Annotated in this window: 19 protein-coding genes; 14 read left to right on the plus strand and 5 right to left on the minus strand. The window is 60.2% G+C overall.

Annotated elements, in window-relative coordinates:
• The first annotated feature begins 239 nt into the window (after positions 1 to 239).
• Entirely contained in the window at positions 240 to 455 is a 216-nt protein-coding gene (locus tag FHT97_RS18485) for a DUF982 domain-containing protein (protein ID WP_259186226.1), read from the plus strand.
• A 461-nt stretch (positions 456 to 916) separates the two neighbouring features.
• Here the strand turns inward: FHT97_RS18485 and FHT97_RS18490 are convergent, their stop codons facing one another.
• Positions 917 to 2,113, minus strand: coding sequence for an extracellular solute-binding protein (locus FHT97_RS18490; protein WP_183757042.1), 1,197 nt, complete (start codon positions 2,111 to 2,113; stop codon positions 917 to 919).
• A gap of 320 nt (positions 2,114 to 2,433) precedes the next feature.
• On the opposite strand from FHT97_RS18490, the gene FHT97_RS18495 reads away from it, so the two are divergent.
• From FHT97_RS18495 to FHT97_RS18545, 11 genes are all read left to right on the plus strand, one after another.
• A complete protein-coding gene (locus tag FHT97_RS18495) occupies positions 2,434 to 2,703 on the plus strand; it encodes a hypothetical protein (protein ID WP_183757043.1) in 270 nt (89 codons plus the stop codon).
• Positions 2,704 to 2,848: 145 nt separating this feature from the next.
• Positions 2,849 to 3,070 (plus strand): hypothetical protein, encoded by a 222-nt coding sequence (locus tag FHT97_RS18500; protein WP_183757044.1) that lies wholly within the window; start codon positions 2,849 to 2,851, stop codon positions 3,068 to 3,070.
• A 597-nt stretch (positions 3,071 to 3,667) separates the two neighbouring features.
• Positions 3,668 to 4,873, plus strand: coding sequence for a 3-oxoadipyl-CoA thiolase (pcaF, locus tag FHT97_RS18505; RefSeq protein WP_183757045.1), 1,206 nt, complete (start codon positions 3,668 to 3,670; stop codon positions 4,871 to 4,873).
• Between the two features lie 25 nt (positions 4,874 to 4,898).
• Entirely contained in the window at positions 4,899 to 5,903 is a 1,005-nt protein-coding gene (gene paaA, locus FHT97_RS18510; protein WP_183757046.1) for a 1,2-phenylacetyl-CoA epoxidase subunit PaaA, read from the plus strand.
• A 99-nt stretch (positions 5,904 to 6,002) separates the two neighbouring features.
• Entirely contained in the window at positions 6,003 to 6,287 is a 285-nt protein-coding gene (gene paaB / locus FHT97_RS18515; protein ID WP_016557520.1) for a 1,2-phenylacetyl-CoA epoxidase subunit PaaB, read from the plus strand.
• A complete protein-coding gene (gene paaC, locus FHT97_RS18520) occupies positions 6,287 to 7,066 on the plus strand; it encodes a 1,2-phenylacetyl-CoA epoxidase subunit PaaC (RefSeq protein WP_183757047.1) in 780 nt (259 codons plus the stop codon). The genes paaB and paaC overlap by 1 nt, the downstream gene beginning before the upstream one ends.
• 15 nt (positions 7,067 to 7,081) lie before the next feature.
• Complete coding sequence (paaD, locus tag FHT97_RS18525; RefSeq protein WP_183757048.1) at positions 7,082 to 7,606, plus strand: 1,2-phenylacetyl-CoA epoxidase subunit PaaD; 525 nt, start codon at positions 7,082 to 7,084, stop codon at positions 7,604 to 7,606.
• A 24-nt stretch (positions 7,607 to 7,630) separates the two neighbouring features.
• The gene (gene paaE, locus FHT97_RS18530; protein ID WP_183757049.1) at positions 7,631 to 8,707 is read left to right on the plus strand and encodes a 1,2-phenylacetyl-CoA epoxidase subunit PaaE; all 1,077 of its coding nucleotides are present in this window, start codon (positions 7,631 to 7,633) and stop codon (positions 8,705 to 8,707) included.
• A gap of 27 nt (positions 8,708 to 8,734) precedes the next feature.
• The gene (locus tag FHT97_RS18535; protein WP_183757050.1) at positions 8,735 to 9,490 is read left to right on the plus strand and encodes a Phenylacetic acid catabolic protein; all 756 of its coding nucleotides are present in this window, start codon (positions 8,735 to 8,737) and stop codon (positions 9,488 to 9,490) included.
• A gap of 17 nt (positions 9,491 to 9,507) precedes the next feature.
• Positions 9,508 to 11,565 carry a phenylacetic acid degradation bifunctional protein PaaZ gene (gene paaZ, locus FHT97_RS18540; RefSeq protein WP_183757051.1) on the plus strand — a complete coding sequence of 686 codons (2,058 nt, stop codon included), beginning with the start codon at positions 9,508 to 9,510 and terminating at the stop codon, positions 11,563 to 11,565.
• A 5-nt stretch (positions 11,566 to 11,570) separates the two neighbouring features.
• Positions 11,571 to 12,185: a transferase hexapeptide repeat family protein gene (locus tag FHT97_RS18545; protein WP_183757052.1), complete on the plus strand. Its 615-nt coding sequence runs from the start codon at positions 11,571 to 11,573 to the stop codon at positions 12,183 to 12,185.
• 6 nt (positions 12,186 to 12,191) lie between these two features.
• Here the strand turns inward: FHT97_RS18545 and FHT97_RS18550 are convergent, their stop codons facing one another.
• The 4 genes from FHT97_RS18550 to paaG all read right to left on the minus strand — a co-directional run bounded on the left by FHT97_RS18550 (position 12,192) and on the right by paaG (position 15,476).
• On the minus strand, positions 12,192 to 12,788 hold the full coding sequence (locus FHT97_RS18550; protein WP_183757053.1) for a TetR/AcrR family transcriptional regulator: 597 nt from the start codon (positions 12,786 to 12,788) through the stop codon (positions 12,192 to 12,194).
• A 103-nt stretch (positions 12,789 to 12,891) separates the two neighbouring features.
• Positions 12,892 to 14,202, minus strand: coding sequence for a phenylacetate--CoA ligase PaaK (gene paaK, locus FHT97_RS18555; protein WP_183757054.1), 1,311 nt, complete (start codon positions 14,200 to 14,202; stop codon positions 12,892 to 12,894).
• A gap of 33 nt (positions 14,203 to 14,235) precedes the next feature.
• The gene (gene paaI, locus FHT97_RS18560; RefSeq protein WP_183757055.1) at positions 14,236 to 14,685 is read right to left on the minus strand and encodes a hydroxyphenylacetyl-CoA thioesterase PaaI; all 450 of its coding nucleotides are present in this window, start codon (positions 14,683 to 14,685) and stop codon (positions 14,236 to 14,238) included.
• Entirely contained in the window at positions 14,682 to 15,476 is a 795-nt protein-coding gene (gene paaG, locus FHT97_RS18565) for a 2-(1,2-epoxy-1,2-dihydrophenyl)acetyl-CoA isomerase PaaG (protein ID WP_183757056.1), read from the minus strand. Before paaG ends, paaI begins: the two co-directional genes overlap by 4 nt.
• A 101-nt stretch (positions 15,477 to 15,577) precedes the next feature.
• Here paaG and paaN point away from each other — a divergent pair, with 101 nt between their 5' ends.
• Together paaN and FHT97_RS18575 are read left to right on the plus strand one after the other, a co-directional pair.
• The gene (gene paaN / locus FHT97_RS18570) at positions 15,578 to 17,236 is read left to right on the plus strand and encodes a phenylacetic acid degradation protein PaaN (RefSeq protein ID WP_183757057.1); all 1,659 of its coding nucleotides are present in this window, start codon (positions 15,578 to 15,580) and stop codon (positions 17,234 to 17,236) included.
• Positions 17,237 to 17,348: 112 nt separating this feature from the next.
• Positions 17,349 to 19,403: a 3-hydroxyacyl-CoA dehydrogenase NAD-binding domain-containing protein gene (locus FHT97_RS18575; RefSeq protein ID WP_183757058.1), complete on the plus strand. Its 2,055-nt coding sequence runs from the start codon at positions 17,349 to 17,351 to the stop codon at positions 19,401 to 19,403.
• The last annotated feature ends 192 nt before the right edge of the window (positions 19,404 to 19,595 follow it).

A 19,595-nucleotide genomic window follows, 5' to 3' on the forward strand; every position in this document is an offset into this window, starting at 1 on the left:
TGCAGTCACTGTCGAAGCTCAGGGCGGAACAGCAATTCACGTTCTCCGACATTGGCGACCGCACTTGGACTAGAGGTCGTCATCCTTGCTCCCAACGTTGGCATTGACCAGAACGTCGAGAGGCGAGACTGTCGCATCTCTAACTGGCCCAACTGTCGCATTACTAAATAGCCCCTACAAGAGAGTGTTCCATAAGATAGATTATGCCACTTTTGCAATTATAAATTGTAATAAACATAATATGCTCGTCATTAGATGGTTCCGGGAACCCCGCTTCGGCAACGGACGCGCTGCATCTGCTGTCGTCCGATTGGCCAATACAAGATAGTTCCTCCTTTCTCGAAGCGATGGAAGCATCTCAGGGCGTTGGGAATGGCACCGTGACAAACGAGGCGGCTCAATATGCCTTTCTAGCCGCGGCGATGGATGCGGGCATCGCTTTCGAGTTTCCCTGAGGCCAATCAGACCGGCAAGCCAAGGGGCTCATTGCGTGGAACAAATGCCGGGAGGGCTTGTTCGGGACAGGAAGAACCGGCCCGCAATTCCCCGTCCTCCCTCGGCCCAGTCGCGGGGGTGCCCCACCTGCTCCGCGTTCAGGTGGGGCTCTTTATATCTTATGCCTGCCTGGTCCACCACACTTTTGCGTGGGATCTCCCGGCGACGTCCTGATGTCGTCCCTTGTTGACGAGCGGCTCTCGAACCTCCGGCGCCTTTCCTAGGCCCCATTCCTAGACGTCCTGCCGTGGAAGCCTCAAGCACTCGGCACTCTCGCATCCGAGCACTTGGTCGCCCGTGCCGTCTCGGATGGAACCCGGCGGTCACGGAAGCGCTCGCGCGAGATTGAGCAGCGGCTGCTGGGTGGGCGACATGGTCACCATGAACTTGATCAGCAGGCCAACCGTGCCATACACGGTCGTTATGGATTAGGTATTGAGCACTGTCCGACGGGGATATCATTGAAAACCATAGGGATATCGGCAGCAGTGCCCTTCGAGTCGCAATCGATCGTCACCCCGACGACGCTGCCCCAACGGTCGATGATGACATCCCTCGCCCGTTCCTGCTCTTCAACCGTTGGAAAGAGTGGATCGGCCTCGGTGCCTGAACCTCGGGATTGTGCCTCAGGCATCGGCAATTTGGGCATCCTGCCACTGCGGACCATTTCCCCTGAACGAATTGGATGGCAATGGCCGTCGGCGAACATGAGCTGGGTTTCATCCGAGTACAGGTACTCGAGCCACAGACGGGCGGCATTCGGATGTGCGGCGAAAGCGCTGATCGCCTGCGCATAAACCCCCGCGACCACGCCGGTCTTCGGCCTGATGATTTCGATCCTGCTCTTGTCCTTCAGTCTCTCGCGGTCCGCAATAGCAAGATAGTCCCAACGGATGAGGATCGGCGTTCGTCCGTCGACAAGCGTAGCGAGATTGCCGACGAGCGAGACGAAGTTTCCTTTCTCATGGAGGGTGGCGAAAAACGTCAGCCCCAATTCGGCGGCCGTCTCATGGTTGCCGCCCGCTGCCGAAAGGCCGGCGGCGAAAATGCTCTGGATTGCCTGATTGGAACCAAGATCCCCGGCTAGACCAACCGCGCCCTTATATGCAGGCTTTTGAAGATCCGCCCAATTGGTCGGCAATATCCTGATGATGTCCGTGTTCACCTCTATCGCGATCGTTCCATAGTAGGCGCCGGCCCAGTATCCGTCCGCATCCTTGGCGGCGTCCGGGATGGTCGCCCAGGTCCTCACTTTGTAGGGCTGAAGCAACCCCTCCTTTTTCGCTGACGAAGCGAAAGGGTGGCCAACGTCTATCACGTCAGGCGCAGGCGCAGCACTCACCGCCCGCGCGTTTCTTATCTCGTCGATCACCTTGGTGGATCCGATGTCCGGCGAAAGCTCGATCACCGGTATCCCGAACCTTGTCTTGAAACCGTCGATGATGGCACCGTACCCGCACCAGTCGTGGGGCAAACCGATGACGTTGAGCTGGCCTTCAGCCTTGGCGGCCGCAACCAACTCATCGAGTGGTGTCGCTTCGGTCGCTACGGCAAATGCGAGCCACCCCGCTGTTGCCGAAGCTAGGAGTAAGGAATGTTTCGTCCACTCACCTCCCATGGCCGCTCCCTTCAACGTGATGGCCAAAGCTTGTTTAATTATAGCAGTCATGGAGTTGGAGAAAAATCGCTAAAAGGCCGCCTAGTTCGTCATAGGCGTAAGGACGCCGATCCAGAGGGCCATGGCATCGGTAGAAGATCGTCGATCTCGGCCAGTGACTTGCAGGGGCTGAGAATCTCACCCGGCCGCCGAACGGCAGTAACCGACATAGGAGATTTCTGCGCGCGCACCCGGCTACAATCCGCAACCCTCGCCGATGTCGGACGTTATCGCACCATGACGCGGCCCGAATGCGCCGCCGTGCAACAGCGGAGAACGCCATGAAGAACATCCTAGACTGGCTCGAAGAGAACGTAGACAATGACGATGTGAATTTCGATGGGGAACCCGCCCTGGAACAGCAAGCCGAGATCATTCGGGCGAAAGCGGAAGCTGCCGGCTATTTGGCCGCAGATCTCTACAGAGCATGTGGTGGCGGCATCGCCGAATATCTCAGAAATCGGCGTAGAGAAGCTGTTGGCGAGAACACCGACGGTAAATTGGCGGGCGACGCCTCTCCCGGTATTACGCCCGGTTTCAACCAGCAATGAGCGGCGAACATGCGGAGGCCGCTCAACCATCGGGTGGAAGCGCCATCAAACCAGTGATAGTGGATGTAGCGATCGTCGGATCTGGCTTTGAGAGCGGACAACGGGACAAGCGCATTTTCAGTCGGGTCCCTGCTTGGATCGCGTTATGAGCCGATTTGAGGATACAGAAGCTGCCGTGACCGAGAAGCTGCGCGCACTAAAGCTGAAGCCAGACATGACAATCAACCTGTTCGACATTGCTGTTCCCTTGAACGCAGCTGGGTTTTCTCAGGAAGAAATCATGGCAATCCTCTATGCTCTGGAGCAGGACAAGATCGTCGCGTTTGCGCCGGGAAACAGGATTCGATTGCTGAAACGATTGCCCTGACGCGGTCAATGCCAAAGCACCCTCGCCTTATCTTGTTTGAAAATCGACCGGCGGCGTCCACGGCAAGACAAAAGTGTCCTGCGTCTGCAAAGTAGGAGTGTCACTCTCTCACCGATGACGGCGGAGACTGCGAATGGGATGACTGCGGTTGCGTTATCTGCAGCGGACCGAGGTTTTGCTGAAGGCAAGCGCCGGCCGCATGACGTTCCTGTCGGCGCACATGTGCTTGACCCGAGCGCGTGCGAGGTGCGTCGGCTACTGGGTCGGATCCGAAGGTTCCCGTCGTCCCTTCACCGTACCGGCGCCCACGGAGCCAGCAGCCAACCATGACGCTTGCGAACAGGCAGCAGCAACTTGGCGAGCCTTCCCTCGTGGATTCGGTGCCCTGCCCGCTTCGCCGCCGGCAGCGCTTGCATTGATGCGCTCCCAAGGTCACGAACATGCTGGTTTTGTGTTAGAATTTCGGGGTGAATTTAAACGTCACAACTTATCGGAAATTTTCATTGATCTGTGACATAGTGCGTGCTAAATACATGACCGATCGGTCGGTTAATGTATTTGATGCGAGAGCCGATCGGGAGCACGAGGAAATTGCGCATGCCGGAAGCGTTCATCTGCGATGCCGTTCGCACACCCATCGGCCGCTATGGCGGCGTACTTTCTTCGGTGCGCGCGGACGATCTCGCAGCCTTGCCACTCGCTGCCCTTATGGAACGAAATAGGGGTGTGGACTGGAGCAGGGTCGATGATCTTATCCTCGGCTGTGCTAATCAGGCGGGTGAAGACAACCGCAACGTCGCCCGCATGGCAGTGCTGCTTTCCGGAATGCCGGTCACCGTCCCCGCAACCACGATCAACCGGCTGTGCGGTTCCGGCATGGATGCCGTCGGAATGGCAGCGCGGGCGATCCGCGCAGGTGATTGCGACTTCGTTGTCGCGGGTGGTGTGGAGAGCATGAGCCGAGCGCCTTTCGTGATGCCAAAGGCAGACAGTGCTTTCTCCCGGGCAAACGCGGTCTACGACACCACGATCGGCTGGCGTTTCATCAATCCGAAAATGAAGGCGGGATTTGGCGTCGATTCCATGCCAGAGACGGCCGACAATGTAGCTGAAGATTTTGGCGTCAGCCGTGCCGATCAGGACGCCTTTGCCGCCCGCAGCCAGGCGCGGTGGGCCTCTGCGCAGAAGGTTGGCCTGTTTGCAGACGAACTGGTCTCAGTCCGGGTAGCTCAGAAGAAGGGCGATGCAGTTGTTGTTGACCGCGACGAGCATCCCCGTCCGGGCACGACTGCCGAGCAACTTTCAAGGCTCAAAGGCGTCAACGGTGCGGACCTCAGTGTCACCGCGGGCAATGCTTCGGGCGTCAACGATGGCGCTGCGGCCCTCGTTATCGCAAGCGAGGCAGTTGCAAGAACACAGGGGTTGTCGCCGAAAGCACGCATCGTCGCGATGGCTGCAGCCGGCGTTGAGCCGCGCATCATGGGAGTGGGCCCGGCGCCAGCTGCCCGGAAAGTCCTCGCACGTGCTGGACTCGCTATCGGGCAGATGGACGTGATCGAACTTAACGAGGCATTTGCTGCGCAGGCGCTTGCCGTGCTGCGCGATCTGGACCTTCCCGATGACGCGCCCCATGTCAATCCGAATGGTGGTGCCATCGCAATGGGGCATCCACTCGGGATGAGCGGGGCCCGATTGGTAACGACCGCAACCTACCAATTGCACCGCCGTGGCGGCCGCTATGCGCTCTGCATGATGTGCATCGGCGTCGGCCAGGGCATCGCCATCATCCTCGAGCGCGTCTGACGCGCGAAGGCAAGGGAGACAAACGATGTACGCACAGATGGTCAAGACCGACAGCGCCCACGTCAAGACGCTCGACGAAATGGATCCCGTCGAACGCGCCTTCCAGGAACGGGTCGACGCCGGCCAGAAGATCGAGCCAAAGGAATGGATGCCGGAAGGCTATCGCAAGACGTTGATGCGTCAGATCAGCCAGCACGCCCATTCCGAGATTGTCGGTCAGCTGCCGGAAGGCAATTGGATCACCCGAGCGCCCACCTTGGAGCGCAAGGCGATATTACTCGCCAAGGTGCAGGATGAGGCCGGACACGGGCTCTACCTATACTGTGCCGCTGAAACGCTCGGAATTAGCCGGGACGAAATGTATGAACAGCTGCATAGTGGCAAGGCAAAGTACTCCTCGATCTTCAACTACCCGACGCTGAACTGGGCAGACATCGGCGCGATCGGCTGGCTGGTCGATGGTGCTGCGATCATGAACCAGGTGCCGTTGCAGCGCTGTTCCTACGGGCCTTATGCCCGTGCCATGGTCCGCATCTGCAAGGAGGAAAGCTTCCATCAACGCCAGGGCTTCGACATCCTGATGAAGATGGTCAAGGGAACGCCCGCGCAGAAGGAAATGGTCCAGGACGCCTTGAACCGCTGGTGGTGGCCATCGCTGATGATGTTTGGCCCCTCCGATGACGCATCGGTGCATTCCGCACAATCGATGTCTTGGAAGATCAAGCAGAACTCCAACGACGAGCTGCGCCAAAAGTTCGTCGACCAGACGGTACCGCAGGCAGAATACCTCGGCCTCACGGTCCCGGACCCGGATCTGAAGTGGAACGAGGAAAAGGGTGGCTATGATTTCGGCGAACCTGACTGGACCGAGTTCTTCGCCGTCATCGCTGGCAACGGTCCGTGCAATGCCGAGCGCCTTGGCGCACGGCAGAAGGCATGGAACGACGGCGCTTGGTTCCGTGACGGTCTCGTTGCACATGCCGACAAGATGAAATCGCGTCGTGCCGCTGCGCAGGTCGCCGCCGAATAATGTCAGAACGCCGCGAGGCGCTCTTTGAGTAGTTGCTATCGTAACAAATCCGCGATCTCGCGCCTTCGGCCGAGGAAATGCGAGCAGGGAGAAACAACCATGTCCAGCGAATGGCCCCTTTGGGAAGTTTTCATCCGTGGCCAGCACGGCTTGAATCACCGGCATGTTGGCAGCCTTCATGCGCCCGATGCCGAGATGGCCGTCAACAACGCCCGTGACGTTTACACTCGTCGCAATGAAGGTGTGAGCATTTGGGTCGTTCGGTCCAGCGACATCACGGCCAGCGCGCCGTCCGACAAGGGCCCGCTGTTTGATCCGTCGAATTCGAAGGTCTATCGGCATCCGACTTTCTTCGACATTCCGGATGAAGTGGGGCACATGTGATGAGCGCGATCTCCAATATATCAGTCAGTGACGCGACTCTTTTCGAGTGCCTGACCCGTCTCGGCGACAATTCACTGATCCTCGGTCATCGCGTTTCAGAATGGTGCGGGCATTCACCGGCCCTTGAAGAGGACATCGCGCTTTCCAATACGGCGCTTGATCTGATCGGTCAGACGCAGCTTTGGCTCGGCCTTGCCGGAGAGATCGAAGGTCGTGGTCGCAGCGCCGACAATCTTGCTTATCTGCGTGATGCTCGCGACTTCCGCAACGTTCTGCTCGTCGAGCGTCCGAACGGCGATTTTGGGACGACGCTGATGCGTCAGTTTCTCTTTGACGCCTGGCACTTCCTCATGCTGAAGGCACTTTGCGGCTCGACCGACAAACGCATTGCAGACATTGCCGAAAAAGCCACCAAGGAAGTTGCCTACCACCTCGATCGCAGCCGTGACCTGATCATCCGCCTTGGCGACGGTACTGCCGAAAGCCATCGCCGCATGCAGGGCGCACTTGACGACCTCTGGGCCTATACCGGCGAGCTTTTTATGGGCGACACGTCCGACGTGGAGCTGGCCGAGGCGGGCATCGCGCCGGAACCCGAGAGCCTGAAAGCTGCGTGGGACGAACTGGTTGGCGAGGCACTGTCAGAGGCGACACTGAAGAAGCCGACGGACGGTTACATGCACAAGGGCGGCAAACGCGGTGTTCATACCGAACACATGGGCTTCATCCTCGCTGACCTGCAGTTTTTGCAGCGGGCTTATCCGGGCGCGACCTGGTAACGGAGGGAGGCGGTTATGACGACCGCGACTTTGCCATCGACCGCAGATGTCTGGCAGTGGCTTGGGGAGGTTCCGGATCCGGAAATCCCGGTGATCTCGCTTGTCGATCTCGGCATTATCCGAGCCATCGCTTTTGAAGGCGACACGCTGGTTGTGACAGTAACACCGACCTATTCGGGCTGTCCGGCAACCGCGATCATCAACCTGGATATCGAGCGGGCTCTACACGACAAGGGGATCGATAAGCTGCGGCTCGAGCGTCAGCTTTCGCCGGCGTGGACGACGGACTGGATTAGTGCCGATGGTCGCGAAAAGCTCAAGGCCTACGGTATCACGCCACCCGTTGATGGTACCGCGATAGATGGCCTCCTGCGCCTGCGCGCCGATCGCCTATCCGGCCGCTCCAATCTGACGATCGCCTGTCCGCGGTGCGGGTCGACGAAGACGGAAAAGATCAGCCAGTTCGGTTCGACGCCCTGCAAGGCGAGCTATCGCTGTACCGACTGTCTGGAACCATTCGATTATTTCAAGTGCATCTGACTTTTGCCTCGTGAGGTCCGTAACATGGCACGTTTCCATTCTCTTCAGGTCACCGACGTCAGGCGCGAGACGCGTGATGCCGTGGTTGTCACGCTCGCTCCGCTTGACCAGGACCGAAGCTCGTTCGATTTCACGCAGGGACAGTACCTGACGTTCCGTCGCAAGTTTGACGGCGAGGAGTTGCGCCGATCCTATTCGATCTGTGCCGGGCGCGACGAGGGTGTACTGCGGGTCGGCATCAAGCGGGTGGATGGCGGATGCTTTTCGACCTGGGCGAACGAGGAACTGCAAATCGGTGATACGCTTGAAGCCATGCCGCCAACGGGGGCCTTCTTCACCGCGATCGAACCCGAAATATCCAAGAACTACCTCGGATTTGCTGCCGGCAGCGGGATTACACCGGTTCTTTCCATCATCAAAACCACGTTGGCGCGTGAACCGAAATCGCGCTTCACGCTCGTCTACGCGAACCGTCAGATCAGTTCGATCATGTTCCGCGAGGAACTGGATGACCTGAAGAACAGCTACCTTGGCCGCCTGTCAATTCTGCATGTTCTGGAAAGCGAGGCACAGGATATCGACCTCTTCACCGGCCGGATCGATGCGGACAAATGTGCGGCGCTCTTCCGGCATTGGGTTGACCTCAAATCCGTCAACACGGCCTTCATCTGTGGTCCCGAACCGATGATGCTGACGATCGCAGCCGCGCTTCGCGATCACGGGATGCGCGACGAGCAGATCAAGTTCGAGCTCTTTGCATCCTCGCAGCCGGGTCGGGCGCGCCGCAAAACCGAAAGCACAGCCTCTCACGACCGCGACGCGAGCTGTGAGGCAACGGTCACGCTCGACGGCGCAACGCGTGTTTTCAAGATGCCGAAGCAGGGACAAACTCTTTTGGAAGCGGCGTTGGAGAACCGTATGGACGCCCCCTACGCCTGCAAGGCAGGTGTGTGTTCCACATGCCGGGCCAAGGTCATCGAGGGTGAGACCGAGATGGAGGTCAACCACGCGCTGGAGGATTACGAAGTGCGCCAGGGCTACGTCTTGACCTGTCAGTGTTATCCGCTGAGCGACCGTGTCGTGGTCAGCTACGACCAATAAGGCGCGCCAGCGAAGGAGGAATAGCCGATGTCCGATACGATGCCGATCGAGGAATACCTGCTCAAGGGTGGCGCGCTGACGTCGCCTGACAACGTCCCACCACGCTATCGCGGCGAGCTTTTGCGGCTGATGGCAAGTTTCGTTGACAGCGAGCTTGCAGGTGCTGCCGGGTTTGCCGATACGATCAACGATGCGCCCGGTATCAAGGAACGTATCGCCTCTGCCAAGATAGTGCTTGAGAAAACCGACCATGCCGGTCGGGTCCTTGATATCATGGGGAGTTTCGGCGCAGACACTGGCCGCTATGCGGTTCATCATCCCTGGGACGCCCGGCTAGCCCGCGCAACCGACATCGGTGCCGCCCGGCAGAGCGGTGACATGCGCCTTTCGGTCTTCCACTATCCCTTGCAGGGCTGGGTCGACGCTGTGGTCATGAACGTGCTGATGGGCAGTGCGAGTGCCATCCAGCTGCGCGAGCTTACCCATGTTTCCTATCAGCCGCTTGCCGAAGTGTTCCGTGCCATTTTACCGCGCGAGGCACATCACACCGAGCTCGGCGTCGAGGGACTGAAGCGAATTGTCCAAAGTGAAGACGGGACGACAGCGGCGCGAGCAGCGATCTCCTACTGGCGCCCGCGTGTTGCTGCAAGCTTCGGGCTCTCCGGCTCGGCGCGCTACGAGACGTTGGCGCGCTTTGGCCTGCGCCACACCCCCAACGAGGCGCTGCTTTCACAATGGCAGGCGGCCGTTGACGAGCAGCTTAACGCGCTCAATCTGAACTGACCCGGAAGGACAAGACAATGAATGTTCTGGCAAACCCGCCCCGTCGTCTCGAAAGCTATGTCTATGGCCGCTGGGTTCCTGGCACGCAGGATGGCACTAAGCTACTTGATGCCTCGACGGGGGTGCCGGTGGCTACAATCGATTCCACTGGCGTCGACTTTGCCTCATCCGTGGGTTACGGCCGAGAAAAGGCAGGCCCCGCACTGCGTCGCATGTCTTTCCACGAGCGTGCCGCTATGTTGAAGGCACTTGGCCAAGCATTGATGGAGCGCAAGGAGGAGTTCTACGCGCTCTCGTCGGCAACCGGTGCGACAAAGACAGACAGCTGGATCGATATCGATGGCGGCATTGGCACCTTGCTGTCCTATGCCTCAAAGGGCCGGCGCGAACTGCCCAACACGCGTGTCCTCGTTGACGGAGAAGTAGAACCGCTGTCGCGCGACGGAACTTTCGCCGCCCGGCATATTTTGTCGCCGCTGCAGGGCGTCGCCATACATATCAATGCATTCAACTTTCCGGTCTGGGGCATGCTCGAGAAGCTGGCGCCGACCCTGCTTGCCGGCATGCCGGCGATCGTCAAACCGGCGAGCCAGACGGCTTACCTGACTGAACTCGTCGTACGTCACATGGTTGCAACGGGCCTGCTTCCCGAAGGCGCGGTGCAGCTTGTCTGCGGTTCCGTAGGCGACCTCCTGGACCATGTCGATGGACAGGACGTGGTCACCTTCACCGGCTCGGCCTGGACCGGCCGCAAGCTGAAAACCCATCCGGCGATCATCGACAACTCGGTGCGCTTCACGATGGAGGCAGATAGTCTCAATGCCTCTGTTCTCGGTCTCGATGCCGCCCCCGGTACTGAGGAGTTCGACCTTTTCGTCAAGGAAGTCTCCCGAGAGATGACGGCAAAGGCAGGTCAGAAGTGTACGGCCATCCGTCGCGTCATCGCACCCCGCCCCTATTGCGACGCTCTGATCTCAGCCCTCGGCGAGCGCCTTGGCAAAACGGTGCTCGGCAATGCCGCCGATGAAAACGTTCGAATGGGACCGCTTGCTAGCCTTGCCCAACGCGACGAGGTCCGCGCGCGCATCCGCGATCTCCTGGCCGACGCCGAGATCGTTGCGGGTGATCCGGACATTCCCCGCATCGTCTCGGGTGACGTCGAAGCTGGTGCCTTCCTCAACCCGGTGCTCCTTTATTGCGACAATCCCTCGCACGCCCGGGCTGTTCATGACGTTGAAGCGTTTGGTCCGGTCAGCACGGTCATGCCCTATGACAGCGCTGACGAGGCCGTCGATCTTGCCCGCCGCGGCAAGGGTAGCCTAGTCTCCTCGGTCTTCACCAACGATCCGGCCTTCGCCGAAGAGGTGGTCCTTGGTATGGCTCCATTCCACGGCCGCGTACTGATCGGAAATCGCGTCAGCGCGAAGAGCTCGACCGGCCATGGCTCGCCGTTGCCAGGCCTTGTGCACGGTGGTCCTGGACGGGCCGGCGGCGGCGAGGAGCTGGGCGGGATTCGTGGGGTCAAGCACTACATGCAGCGCACTGCGGTCCAGGGCTCGCCGACGCTTCTGTCGGCGGTCACCGGCCGCTGGGTCCCGGATGCCGAGGTGCGCAAGGACCAGGAACATCCGTTCCGCAAGTCGCTTGCGGAATTGCAGATCGGCGATCAGCTCGTCACCGGCACACGGACGGTGACGCTTGAAGATATAGAGCATTTCGCCAACTTCACCGGTGATACGTTTTACGCCCATATGGACGAGGATGCGGCCAAGGCCAATCCGTTCTTCGACGGGCGCGTTGCCCACGGCTATCTGATCGTTTCCTTTGCCGCTGGCCTCTTTGTCGACCCAGCCCCGGGCCCGGTTCTTGCCAATTATGGCGTCGACAACCTGCGCTTCCTCACGCCAGTCAATCCCGGTGATACCTTGCAGGTGCAGTTGACCTGCAAGGAGATCAATCCGCGCATCGGGGCCGAGCACGGCGAAGTGCGCTGGGACTGCCGGGTAACCAACCAGAATGCAGCGACGGTCGCTCAATATGACGTGTTGACGATGGTCGCCAAAAGAAGGGACTGACTGACATGGCGCAGGTCTATTCCTATGATGGTGTCGTGCCCGTCATCCATCCGGAGGCCTTCGTCCATCCGGCCGCTGTGGTGATCGGCGACGTCATTGTAGGTCCTGCCTGCTATGTCGGGCCTTGCGCCGTATTGCGCGGGGACTTCGGACGCATCGTGATGGAACGCGGGTCGAACGTCCAGGAAACCTGCGTCGTCCATAGCTTCCCCAATGTCGAAGTGGTGATCGGCGAAGAGGGACATATCGGCCATGGCGCCGTTTTGCATGGTTGTCGGATTGGTCGCAATGCAATGGTGGGGATGAATGCGGTCGTCATGGACGAGGCCATCGTCGGGGAAAATTCGATCGTTGCCGCCATGGCCTTCGTCAAGGCGGGGGCCGAGATCCCCGCAAACAGCCTTGCCGTCGGCTCCCCTGCCCGGGTCGTTCGCGAACTCAGCGAGAAGGAAATGGCCTGGAAACGCCAGGGCACGGGCGTCTATCAACGCCTCGCACTTGAGGCCAGGGAAAAGCTTCAGCCAGCCCAGCCGCTTAGCGCGCCGGAGCCAGAGCGTCGACGCATCAGGGCCCCGGACTATGATCCCTTGATCCTGGAGCGGCTGAAATTCGGGGATTGAGTATCCCTATCGGACAGCCTTTACGCCCTCGAGGATCAAGGTCGTGGCGATATCGGCATACTCGTCACGACTGACCGGGCCACCCGGGCGAAACCACATGTAGACCCAGTTCATCATGCCGAAGAGCGACATCGTAACGGGCATCAAGAGAGGTTTGCTGGCGTTGAGATCCGGGTTGATCTCAATGATGGTGTTGGAGAAGCGCTTGACGATCCGACGCTCGATCGCGCGTAGCTCATCAAGCTGGTCCTGCGACAGCGCACTCGTGCCGTTCAGCTGCACCTTGTGCTCGTTGTCGGCGTCTCTGTAGTTTTCAAGCACTTGCCGCACCAGCAACCGTAGACGCTGCTGGGGTGTCGCCCCCGGCTCGTCTGCAGCGGCAACGGCGGCTTCCAGTTCCTCGAGATGGTTGCGAATGATGTCGAATATCAACGCGTCCTTGCTCGGATAATAGTGATAGAGGAGAGCCTTGGAGACGTTGCTGCGCGAGGCAATGTGGGCCATGGACGCTTTCTCCATCCCCATCTCTGCAAAGACGGCAGCGGCGCTGCTCAAAAGGCTGCGTTGTTTTTCTTCAAAGTCGATCGCGCGCGTGCGTGCCATATGATCCTGTGTCCCTGTCCTTCTCTCGCGCCCTCCACGCGATAAGCCGCTGTAAGCTCTTAATGACGCTTCCCGACGTCTCCGTGCCGGGAAGCGTCTGTCCTTATTCCTTGGGTCTGTTGTCGACGACCCGTTTCGCCTTGCCCTCGGACCGGGCGACTCCACCCGGATCGCGAATCTCGATCTTTGTGGTAACACCAACGATGCTCTTGATGTAGTGGGCAAGGGATTTTGCCGATGAGGCGCGGGCGATTTCGTCGGCTGCGTCAGGCGTACACTCGACATGAACCGTCATCTGGTCCATCCGCCCGGCCCGATTGAGTTCGATCTGGAAGTGCGGGGCAAGGCCCTGACACTTGAGGATCTGCTCCTCGATCTGCGTCGGGAAGACGTTGACGCCGCGCAGGATCATCATGTCGTCGGAGCGGCCGGTAATCTTTTCGATGCGCCGCATGGAACGGGCCGTGCCGGGCAGCAGCCGCGTCAGGTCGCGTGTGCGGTAGCGGATGATTGGCAGACCTTCCTTGGTCAAGGTCGTGAAGACGAGCTCGCCCATCTCTCCGTCGGGAAGAACCTCGCCCGTCACCGGGTCGATAATTTCAGGATAGAAGTGGTCTTCCCAGATGTGCAGGCCGTCCTTGGTCTCGACGCACTCACTGGCAACGCCCGGTCCCATGACCTCGGAGAGGCCGTAGATATCGACGGCATGCATGTCGAACGACTGTTCGATCTCCTGGCGCATCGCATTGGTCCAGGGCTCGGCACCGAAGATGCCCACCGCCAGCGAACTTTCGCGCGGATCGATCCCCTGCCGACGAAACTCGTCCAGGATCGAAAGCATGTATGAGGGCGTGACCATGATGATGCGGGGCTTGAAATCCTGCATCAGGATGACCTGCCGCTCCGTCATCCCACCGGACATCGGCACGACGGTACAGCCAAGCCGCTCGGCGCCGTAGTGGGCGCCAAGGCCACCGGTAAAGAGCCCGTAGCCGTAGGCAACATGCACCATGTCGCCTCTGCGGCCGCCGGCAGCCCGGATCGAACGCGCCACCATGTCTGCCCAGGTGTCGATATCCTTTTGTGTGTAACCGACGACCGTCGGCTTGCCGGTGGTGCCCGAAGAACCATGGATGCGCACCAGCTTCTCCCTGGGCACGGCAAACATTCCGAACGGATAGGTGTCGCGAAGGTCCTTCTTGGTCGTGAACGGGAACTTCGCAAGATCGGCGAGCGACTTCAGATCCGAGGGGTGGATGCCTGCCTCATCGAAGCGGACACGGTAGAACGATGAGTTGTCATAGGCGTGGACCAGCGACCATTTCATCCGGTCAAGCTGGAGCGCGGCAATCTCGTCGCGCGATGCCCTTTCGATCGCGTCAAGGTCGCCGGGGCGTGGTGATAGGTCTTCCATGTCTGTCTCCTCCGAGATAAGCGGCCGGCGGCTTTACGCCTCGTCCGGCAAAAGAGTGCCCTTGACCGTGCGCGAATGGCCGCGGAATTCAGCAATGTGATCGCCATTCTGATTGGTCACGTTGATATCGTAGATCCCGCCGCGCCCGCGTCGCGAGACCTCGCGCGCGGTCGCCGTCAATCGGTCGCCGACAAAGGCGGGTGCGATGAAGGTGACCGAGCAATGCTGCGCGACGGCGCGCTGATTGTACGTGTTGCAGGCAAAGGCGAAGGCGGAATCGGCCAATGTGAAGATATATCCACCATGGCACGTTCCGTGTCCGTTGGTCATTTCGGGTCTGATGATCATGGAGATCACCGAAAGGCCCGGCGCAACGCGGTCTCTTCTCATGCCAAGATGCCGGGTGGCATTGTCCTCATGCCACATCGCATCCGCGCAGGCATCGGCAAGCTCCTGTGCCGTCAGAACTACCCGGTCCGTCATCGTCCCTTAAACTCCGGCTTGCGCTTTTCCAGGAATGCGGCGACGCCTTCGGCATAATCCGCGCTACGGCCGGCCTCGCGCTGCAGATCGCGTTCGAGTTCAAGCTGCTGATCCAGCGAATTGGTGGCAGCAGCCTGGAGGGCGCGCTTGGTCATGCCGAGACCCTTCGTTGGTCCGGCTGCCAGTCTGCTGGCAAGCGCATGGGCTTCATCCAGAAGTGCCGCATCGTCGACCACTTTCCAGATCAGGCCCCAGCTCGCCGCCGTTTCCGCATCGAGCGGTTCAGCCGTCAGTGCGAGCGCCTTGGCGCGCGCCTCTCCAAGCAGGCGTGGCAGGCTCCAGGTGCCGCCGGAGTCGGGTACCAGACCGATCTTCGCGAAGGCCTGGATGAAGCGAGCTGATCGTGCTGCCAGAGCGATGTCGCAGGCAAGCGCGATATTGGCGCCGGCGCCGGCGGCGACGCCATTCACCGCACAGACGACTGGTTTGTCGAGCGTCCTGATCAGCCGGATCAGCGGGTTGTAGAACAGTTCAATGGTACGTCCGAGGTCCGGGGCTATCCCACCCTTTCGCGGATCACGGTCACCGAGATCCTGCCCGGCGCAAAAGCCACGTCCTGCCCCGGTCAGGAGCACGGCGCGCACCGCCGCATCGTTGTGAGCGCGCTCGAAGCCGTTGCGCAGCGCCACATGCATCTCCTCGTTAAAGGCATTGAGTTTGTCTGGGCGATTGAGCGTCAAGGCAAGGACGCCATCGGCAAGCGCCGACAGGACGGTGTCGGATTCGGACATGTTTCCTCCAGTTCCGCCAGGATCGGGCGGTTCATTAAAAAACTCTTGCATAAACCGACCGGCCGGTCAATTATAAATCCACACCACGCGAGGAACATATAATGGATGCCCTTTTTGACCGCTACCAGCCGACCCTTGTGGCGGCCCTCAAGGCCACGCAGGACCGCGGCTATTGGTCGGCCTATCCTGAAATCCCAAGCGGCAAGATTTATGGCGAAACAGCCAAGGACGATGGTCTGGCGTCTTATAACGCCCAGCTTGGCAGGCCCTTCGACCTGCCCGGTCATCCTGGAAGTGGGATTGTCGGGGCCGAAGTTTCGCCATTCGGCCCGTCGCTCGGCGTCACTTATCCGGCGGCCGATGCAAACAGCCTGATTGCCGCCTCGCAGGCTGCAGCATCCGCATGGGCAACTGCCCCGATCAAGACCCGTGTCGGCGTCTGCCTGGAAGTACTCGCACGTCTCAATCACCGCAGCTTTGAGATCGCCAATGCTGTCATGCACACGACGGGGCAGTCCTTTGCCATGGCATTCCAGGCTGGGGGACCGCACGCGCAAGACCGCGGCCTTGAGGCCGTCGCCTATGCCTACGCGGAGATGAGCCGCACGCCTGCGCAGGCCGTGTGGTCGAAACCGCAGGGCAAAGCCGAGCCGATCGTTCTTCAAAAGCACTGGCGGGTCGTTCCCAGAGGTGTCTCGCTGGTGATCGGCTGCCAAACCTTTCCGACCTGGAACAGCTATCCGGGCCTGTTTGCCAGCCTCGCGACCGGCAATACGGTCATCGTCAAGCCGCATCCAGGTGCAATTCTTCCTCTCGCGATCACCATTTCGGTTATTCGACAGGTGCTTGCGGAAGAAGGTTTTGACCGCAATATCGCGCTTCTCGCACCGGACGCTCCGGGTGCAGAAATCACCGCTGGCCTCGTTCAGAGCGAAGCCGTTTCCATCATCGACTACACCGGCTCCAGCAGCTTTGGGGAGTGGGTGCGGCGGCATGCCGGAGAGGCGAAGGTCTACACCGAAGAAACCGGTGTCAATTCGGTGGTCGTCGCAACGACTGACGACTTTGCCGGCATGTGCGCGAATATTGCCTTTTCGCTTTCGCTCTATAGCGGCCAGATGTGCACCGCCCCGCAGAACATCTATGTCCCCCGGAGTGGCATCGCGACGAACCAAGGCCATAAGGGTTTTGAGGACGTCGCGAAGGGAATTGCCTCGGCGATCGATGACCTTCTTGCCGATCCTGCGCGTGCTAACGGCGTCTGTGGCGCAATTGCCAATTCGGCAACCCTGGCGCGGATCGAGACAGCTCGCGGCCTTGGAACGCTCATTCGCGACTCTGCCCCGATCGATGCCGGGGATGCGCGCACGGCAACCCCTCTTATCCTTGGCGTGGATGCCGAAAAGACAGATGCACACGAGGAAGAACGCTTCGGTCCGATCGCCTTTGTCGTCGCGGTAGCCGATGCGGCCGAAGGCATTGAGAGGGCGGCAAGCCTAGCCCGTCGAAAGGGTGCGATCACGGCGGCGCTCTATGATACGGATGACACCAGGATTGAGAACGCCGTAAACGCGTTTTGCAACGCTGGCGTCAACCTCTCGATCAATTTGACGGGAGGAATTTTCGTGAACCAGAGCGCTGCCTTCAGCGACTTCCACGTCACAGGTGCAAACCCGGCAGGTAATGCCAGCCTCACCGACGCCGCCTTCGTGGCAGAGCGGTTTAGCACAGTGATGTGGCGCCAACCGAGGACGGTCTGACCGGTTACCAAGACGCCAACAACGCGAAGCCTTATTCCCTCCCTGCCCGCAATGACGGCATAGGAACGAACGGAACCAGACAGCTTTGCGATGCAGACGAGGATGCAAGCAAATGACACTGACAATAAAACAGATCGGCAAGATCGCCGTCGTGACCGTTGATAACCCGCCGGTCAATGCCCTTTCGCAGGCTGTACGACAGGATCTTTGGAACGCCGCTGAGGCGCTCGACCGCGACCCCTCGGTTGACGCGGTGGTGCTGATCTGCGCCGGACGGACATTCATTGCCGGGGCCGATGTGAGCGAATTCGGCAAACCGCCCCTCCCCCCTCACCTTCCAGACCTCGTCACGCGTATCGAGAAGACGGCCAAGCCGTGGGTCGCAGCAATCCACGGCAGTGCGCTCGGCGGAGGCTTCGAGATTGCACTCGGCTGCCGTTTTCGCGTGGCCTCGCCATCGGCGAGCATCGGTCTGCCAGAAGTACGGCTGGGGATCGTCCCGGGTGCTGGCGGCACGGTGCGCCTTCCGCGTCTGGCCGGAGCGGCGCTCGCCGCTGACATGGTCACGTCTGGCCAACCTGTCACGGCCCTGCGGGCTCGCGCGCAAGGGTTGATCGATGCCGTTGTCGAAGACGACCTGGAAAGCGGCGCGATCGACTTCCTCCGCCTGGCTCTCGCCCAACCCCTCCCGCCTCCCCTTTGCGAACGGTACGTCCCTGCCGTGGAGGCGAGCTTTTGGGAGACAACTGCGAAATCAGTTGCGTTGCGCGCCAAGCGGGAACAGGCTCCCCTTCGGGCTCTCGACTGTATCCGCAAGGCCTGCGAATACGAGTTCGAGGCTGCAATGGAGTTTGAACGTGAGACATTCCTTGACTTGCGCGGCTCGCCCCAGGCTCGAGCCTTGCGTCACGTTTTCTTCGCGGAGCGTGCAGCACCAAGGCCGCCAGAGCTTCGCGCGACAGTCCCGCAATCGATCAGATCCGCTGCGGTGATTGGCGGCGGAACGATGGGAGCCGGGATCGCTGCGGCACTTTGTGATGCCCAATTGCCAGTCACACTGGTCGAGCGTGACAGCGAGGCGCTCGACCGCGGGCTTTCCAATCTGCGCGCAATCTTCGAAAGCTCCGTCAAGCGCGGCAAGATCAGCCCCGATGTCGCGGAAGAGCGGCTTGCCGCAGTGACCGCCACGACCGACTACGGTGCCCTCGCTGACGTCGACCTCGTAATCGAGGCAGTCTTTGAGGATCTCGGCGTCAAGCGCGATGTCTTCGCCAGACTGTCGGCAGTCTGCCGCCCCGATACTTTGCTGGCCACCAACACCTCCTATCTCGATCCGGGGCAGATCGCGGCCGACATCGCGCATCCGGAGCGCTTTCTTGGCCTGCACTTCTTCAGTCCAGCTCAGGTGATGAAGCTGCTGGAGATCGTGCCAACACCGGATACGGCCCCGGTCACGCTCGCGACTGGCTTCGCACTCGCCCGCATGATGAACAAGATCCCGGTCCGTGCCGGCATCTGTGATGGCTTCATCGGCAACCGGATACTCAAGGTCACACGTGCACAGGCGGAACGCCTGCTGTTGTCGGGTGCAGAACCGCAGACCGTCGATTCCGCCATGCGTGCCTTTGGCCTGCCGATGGGGCCGTTCGAGGCGCAGGACCTTGGTGGTCTCGACATCGCTGCGTTTCAGCGTCGGGCTGCCCGCGTAAGGGGAGAGACGCCCTTTGCACCGGTCGCCGATCGGCTCTATGCCTTGGGACGTTTCGGGCAGAAGAGCGGTGGTGGCTGGTATGACTACGACAAGGGCGATCGGACGCCCAAGCCGTCCGTTGCAGTTGCTGGCATAATCGCTGCCGAAGCCTTGGCCACGCCGCAGCGACAGTGGAGCGAAGGCGAGATCGTTGATTGCATCGTATTGCCCATGATCAACGAGGCCGCAAGAATCCTGGACGAGACGATTGCTGCGCGGTCTGAAGACATCGATCTCGTTCAAATTCACGGTTATGGATTCCCACGCTTCAGAGGCGGTCTGATGCATTACGCCGAGACACGGGGACTTGGGGATATCGTTGCGATACTCGAACGTTTTGCCAAAGAAGGCCTTGCTGAGCCTCCATGCGGCCTGCTCCGCAACAGCACAGGTTCTGGCCGCTTTGGTTTACCATAGTTGCGCGTTGGACCAAAGCTGCCAACCAGTCAACTGCTCTTGGTCCGGTGCGTCCTACGAGTCAACGTGCCTCGCTCTTTGAGAACGCCGCCAGACCGGGCGGCGCCACTTCGACAAATTCAAAAATCAACGGAGTGGCGATGGTCGGAGCAGAAGTTATGTCGCTGAGCGGTGACCTAACCGGGCCTGAAG

Origin of the sequence: Rhizobium sp. BK399 (assembly GCF_014194695.1) — a bacterium.
Lineage (GTDB): Bacteria > Pseudomonadota > Alphaproteobacteria > Rhizobiales > Rhizobiaceae > Rhizobium.

What these genes read in the sequence shown, in the direction of transcription:
- paaG (WP_183757056.1), bottom strand. Translation starts at nt 15,476, where the DNA reads ATGTCCGAATCCGACACCGTCCTGTCGGCGCTTGCCGATGGCGTCCTT.
- FHT97_RS18545 (WP_183757052.1), top strand. Translation starts at nt 11,571, where the DNA reads ATGGCGCAGGTCTATTCCTATGATGGTGTCGTGCCCGTCATCCATCCG.
- FHT97_RS18575 (WP_183757058.1), top strand. Translation starts at nt 17,349, where the DNA reads ATGACACTGACAATAAAACAGATCGGCAAGATCGCCGTCGTGACCGTT.
- paaA (WP_183757046.1), top strand. Translation starts at nt 4,899, where the DNA reads ATGTACGCACAGATGGTCAAGACCGACAGCGCCCACGTCAAGACGCTC.
- paaZ (WP_183757051.1), top strand. Translation starts at nt 9,508, where the DNA reads ATGAATGTTCTGGCAAACCCGCCCCGTCGTCTCGAAAGCTATGTCTAT.
- paaC (WP_183757047.1), top strand. Translation starts at nt 6,287, where the DNA reads ATGAGCGCGATCTCCAATATATCAGTCAGTGACGCGACTCTTTTCGAG.
- pcaF (WP_183757045.1), top strand. Translation starts at nt 3,668, where the DNA reads ATGCCGGAAGCGTTCATCTGCGATGCCGTTCGCACACCCATCGGCCGC.
- paaK (WP_183757054.1), bottom strand. Translation starts at nt 14,202, where the DNA reads ATGGAAGACCTATCACCACGCCCCGGCGACCTTGACGCGATCGAAAGG.
- FHT97_RS18490 (WP_183757042.1), bottom strand. Translation starts at nt 2,113, where the DNA reads ATGGGAGGTGAGTGGACGAAACATTCCTTACTCCTAGCTTCGGCAACA.
- FHT97_RS18550 (WP_183757053.1), bottom strand. Translation starts at nt 12,788, where the DNA reads ATGGCACGCACGCGCGCGATCGACTTTGAAGAAAAACAACGCAGCCTT.
- paaN (WP_183757057.1), top strand. Translation starts at nt 15,578, where the DNA reads ATGGATGCCCTTTTTGACCGCTACCAGCCGACCCTTGTGGCGGCCCTC.
- paaI (WP_183757055.1), bottom strand. Translation starts at nt 14,685, where the DNA reads ATGACGGACCGGGTAGTTCTGACGGCACAGGAGCTTGCCGATGCCTGC.
- FHT97_RS18495 (WP_183757043.1), top strand. Translation starts at nt 2,434, where the DNA reads ATGAAGAACATCCTAGACTGGCTCGAAGAGAACGTAGACAATGACGAT.
- FHT97_RS18500 (WP_183757044.1), top strand. Translation starts at nt 2,849, where the DNA reads ATGAGCCGATTTGAGGATACAGAAGCTGCCGTGACCGAGAAGCTGCGC.
- paaD (WP_183757048.1), top strand. Translation starts at nt 7,082, where the DNA reads ATGACGACCGCGACTTTGCCATCGACCGCAGATGTCTGGCAGTGGCTT.
- paaE (WP_183757049.1), top strand. Translation starts at nt 7,631, where the DNA reads ATGGCACGTTTCCATTCTCTTCAGGTCACCGACGTCAGGCGCGAGACG.
- paaB (WP_016557520.1), top strand. Translation starts at nt 6,003, where the DNA reads ATGTCCAGCGAATGGCCCCTTTGGGAAGTTTTCATCCGTGGCCAGCAC.
- FHT97_RS18535 (WP_183757050.1), top strand. Translation starts at nt 8,735, where the DNA reads ATGTCCGATACGATGCCGATCGAGGAATACCTGCTCAAGGGTGGCGCG.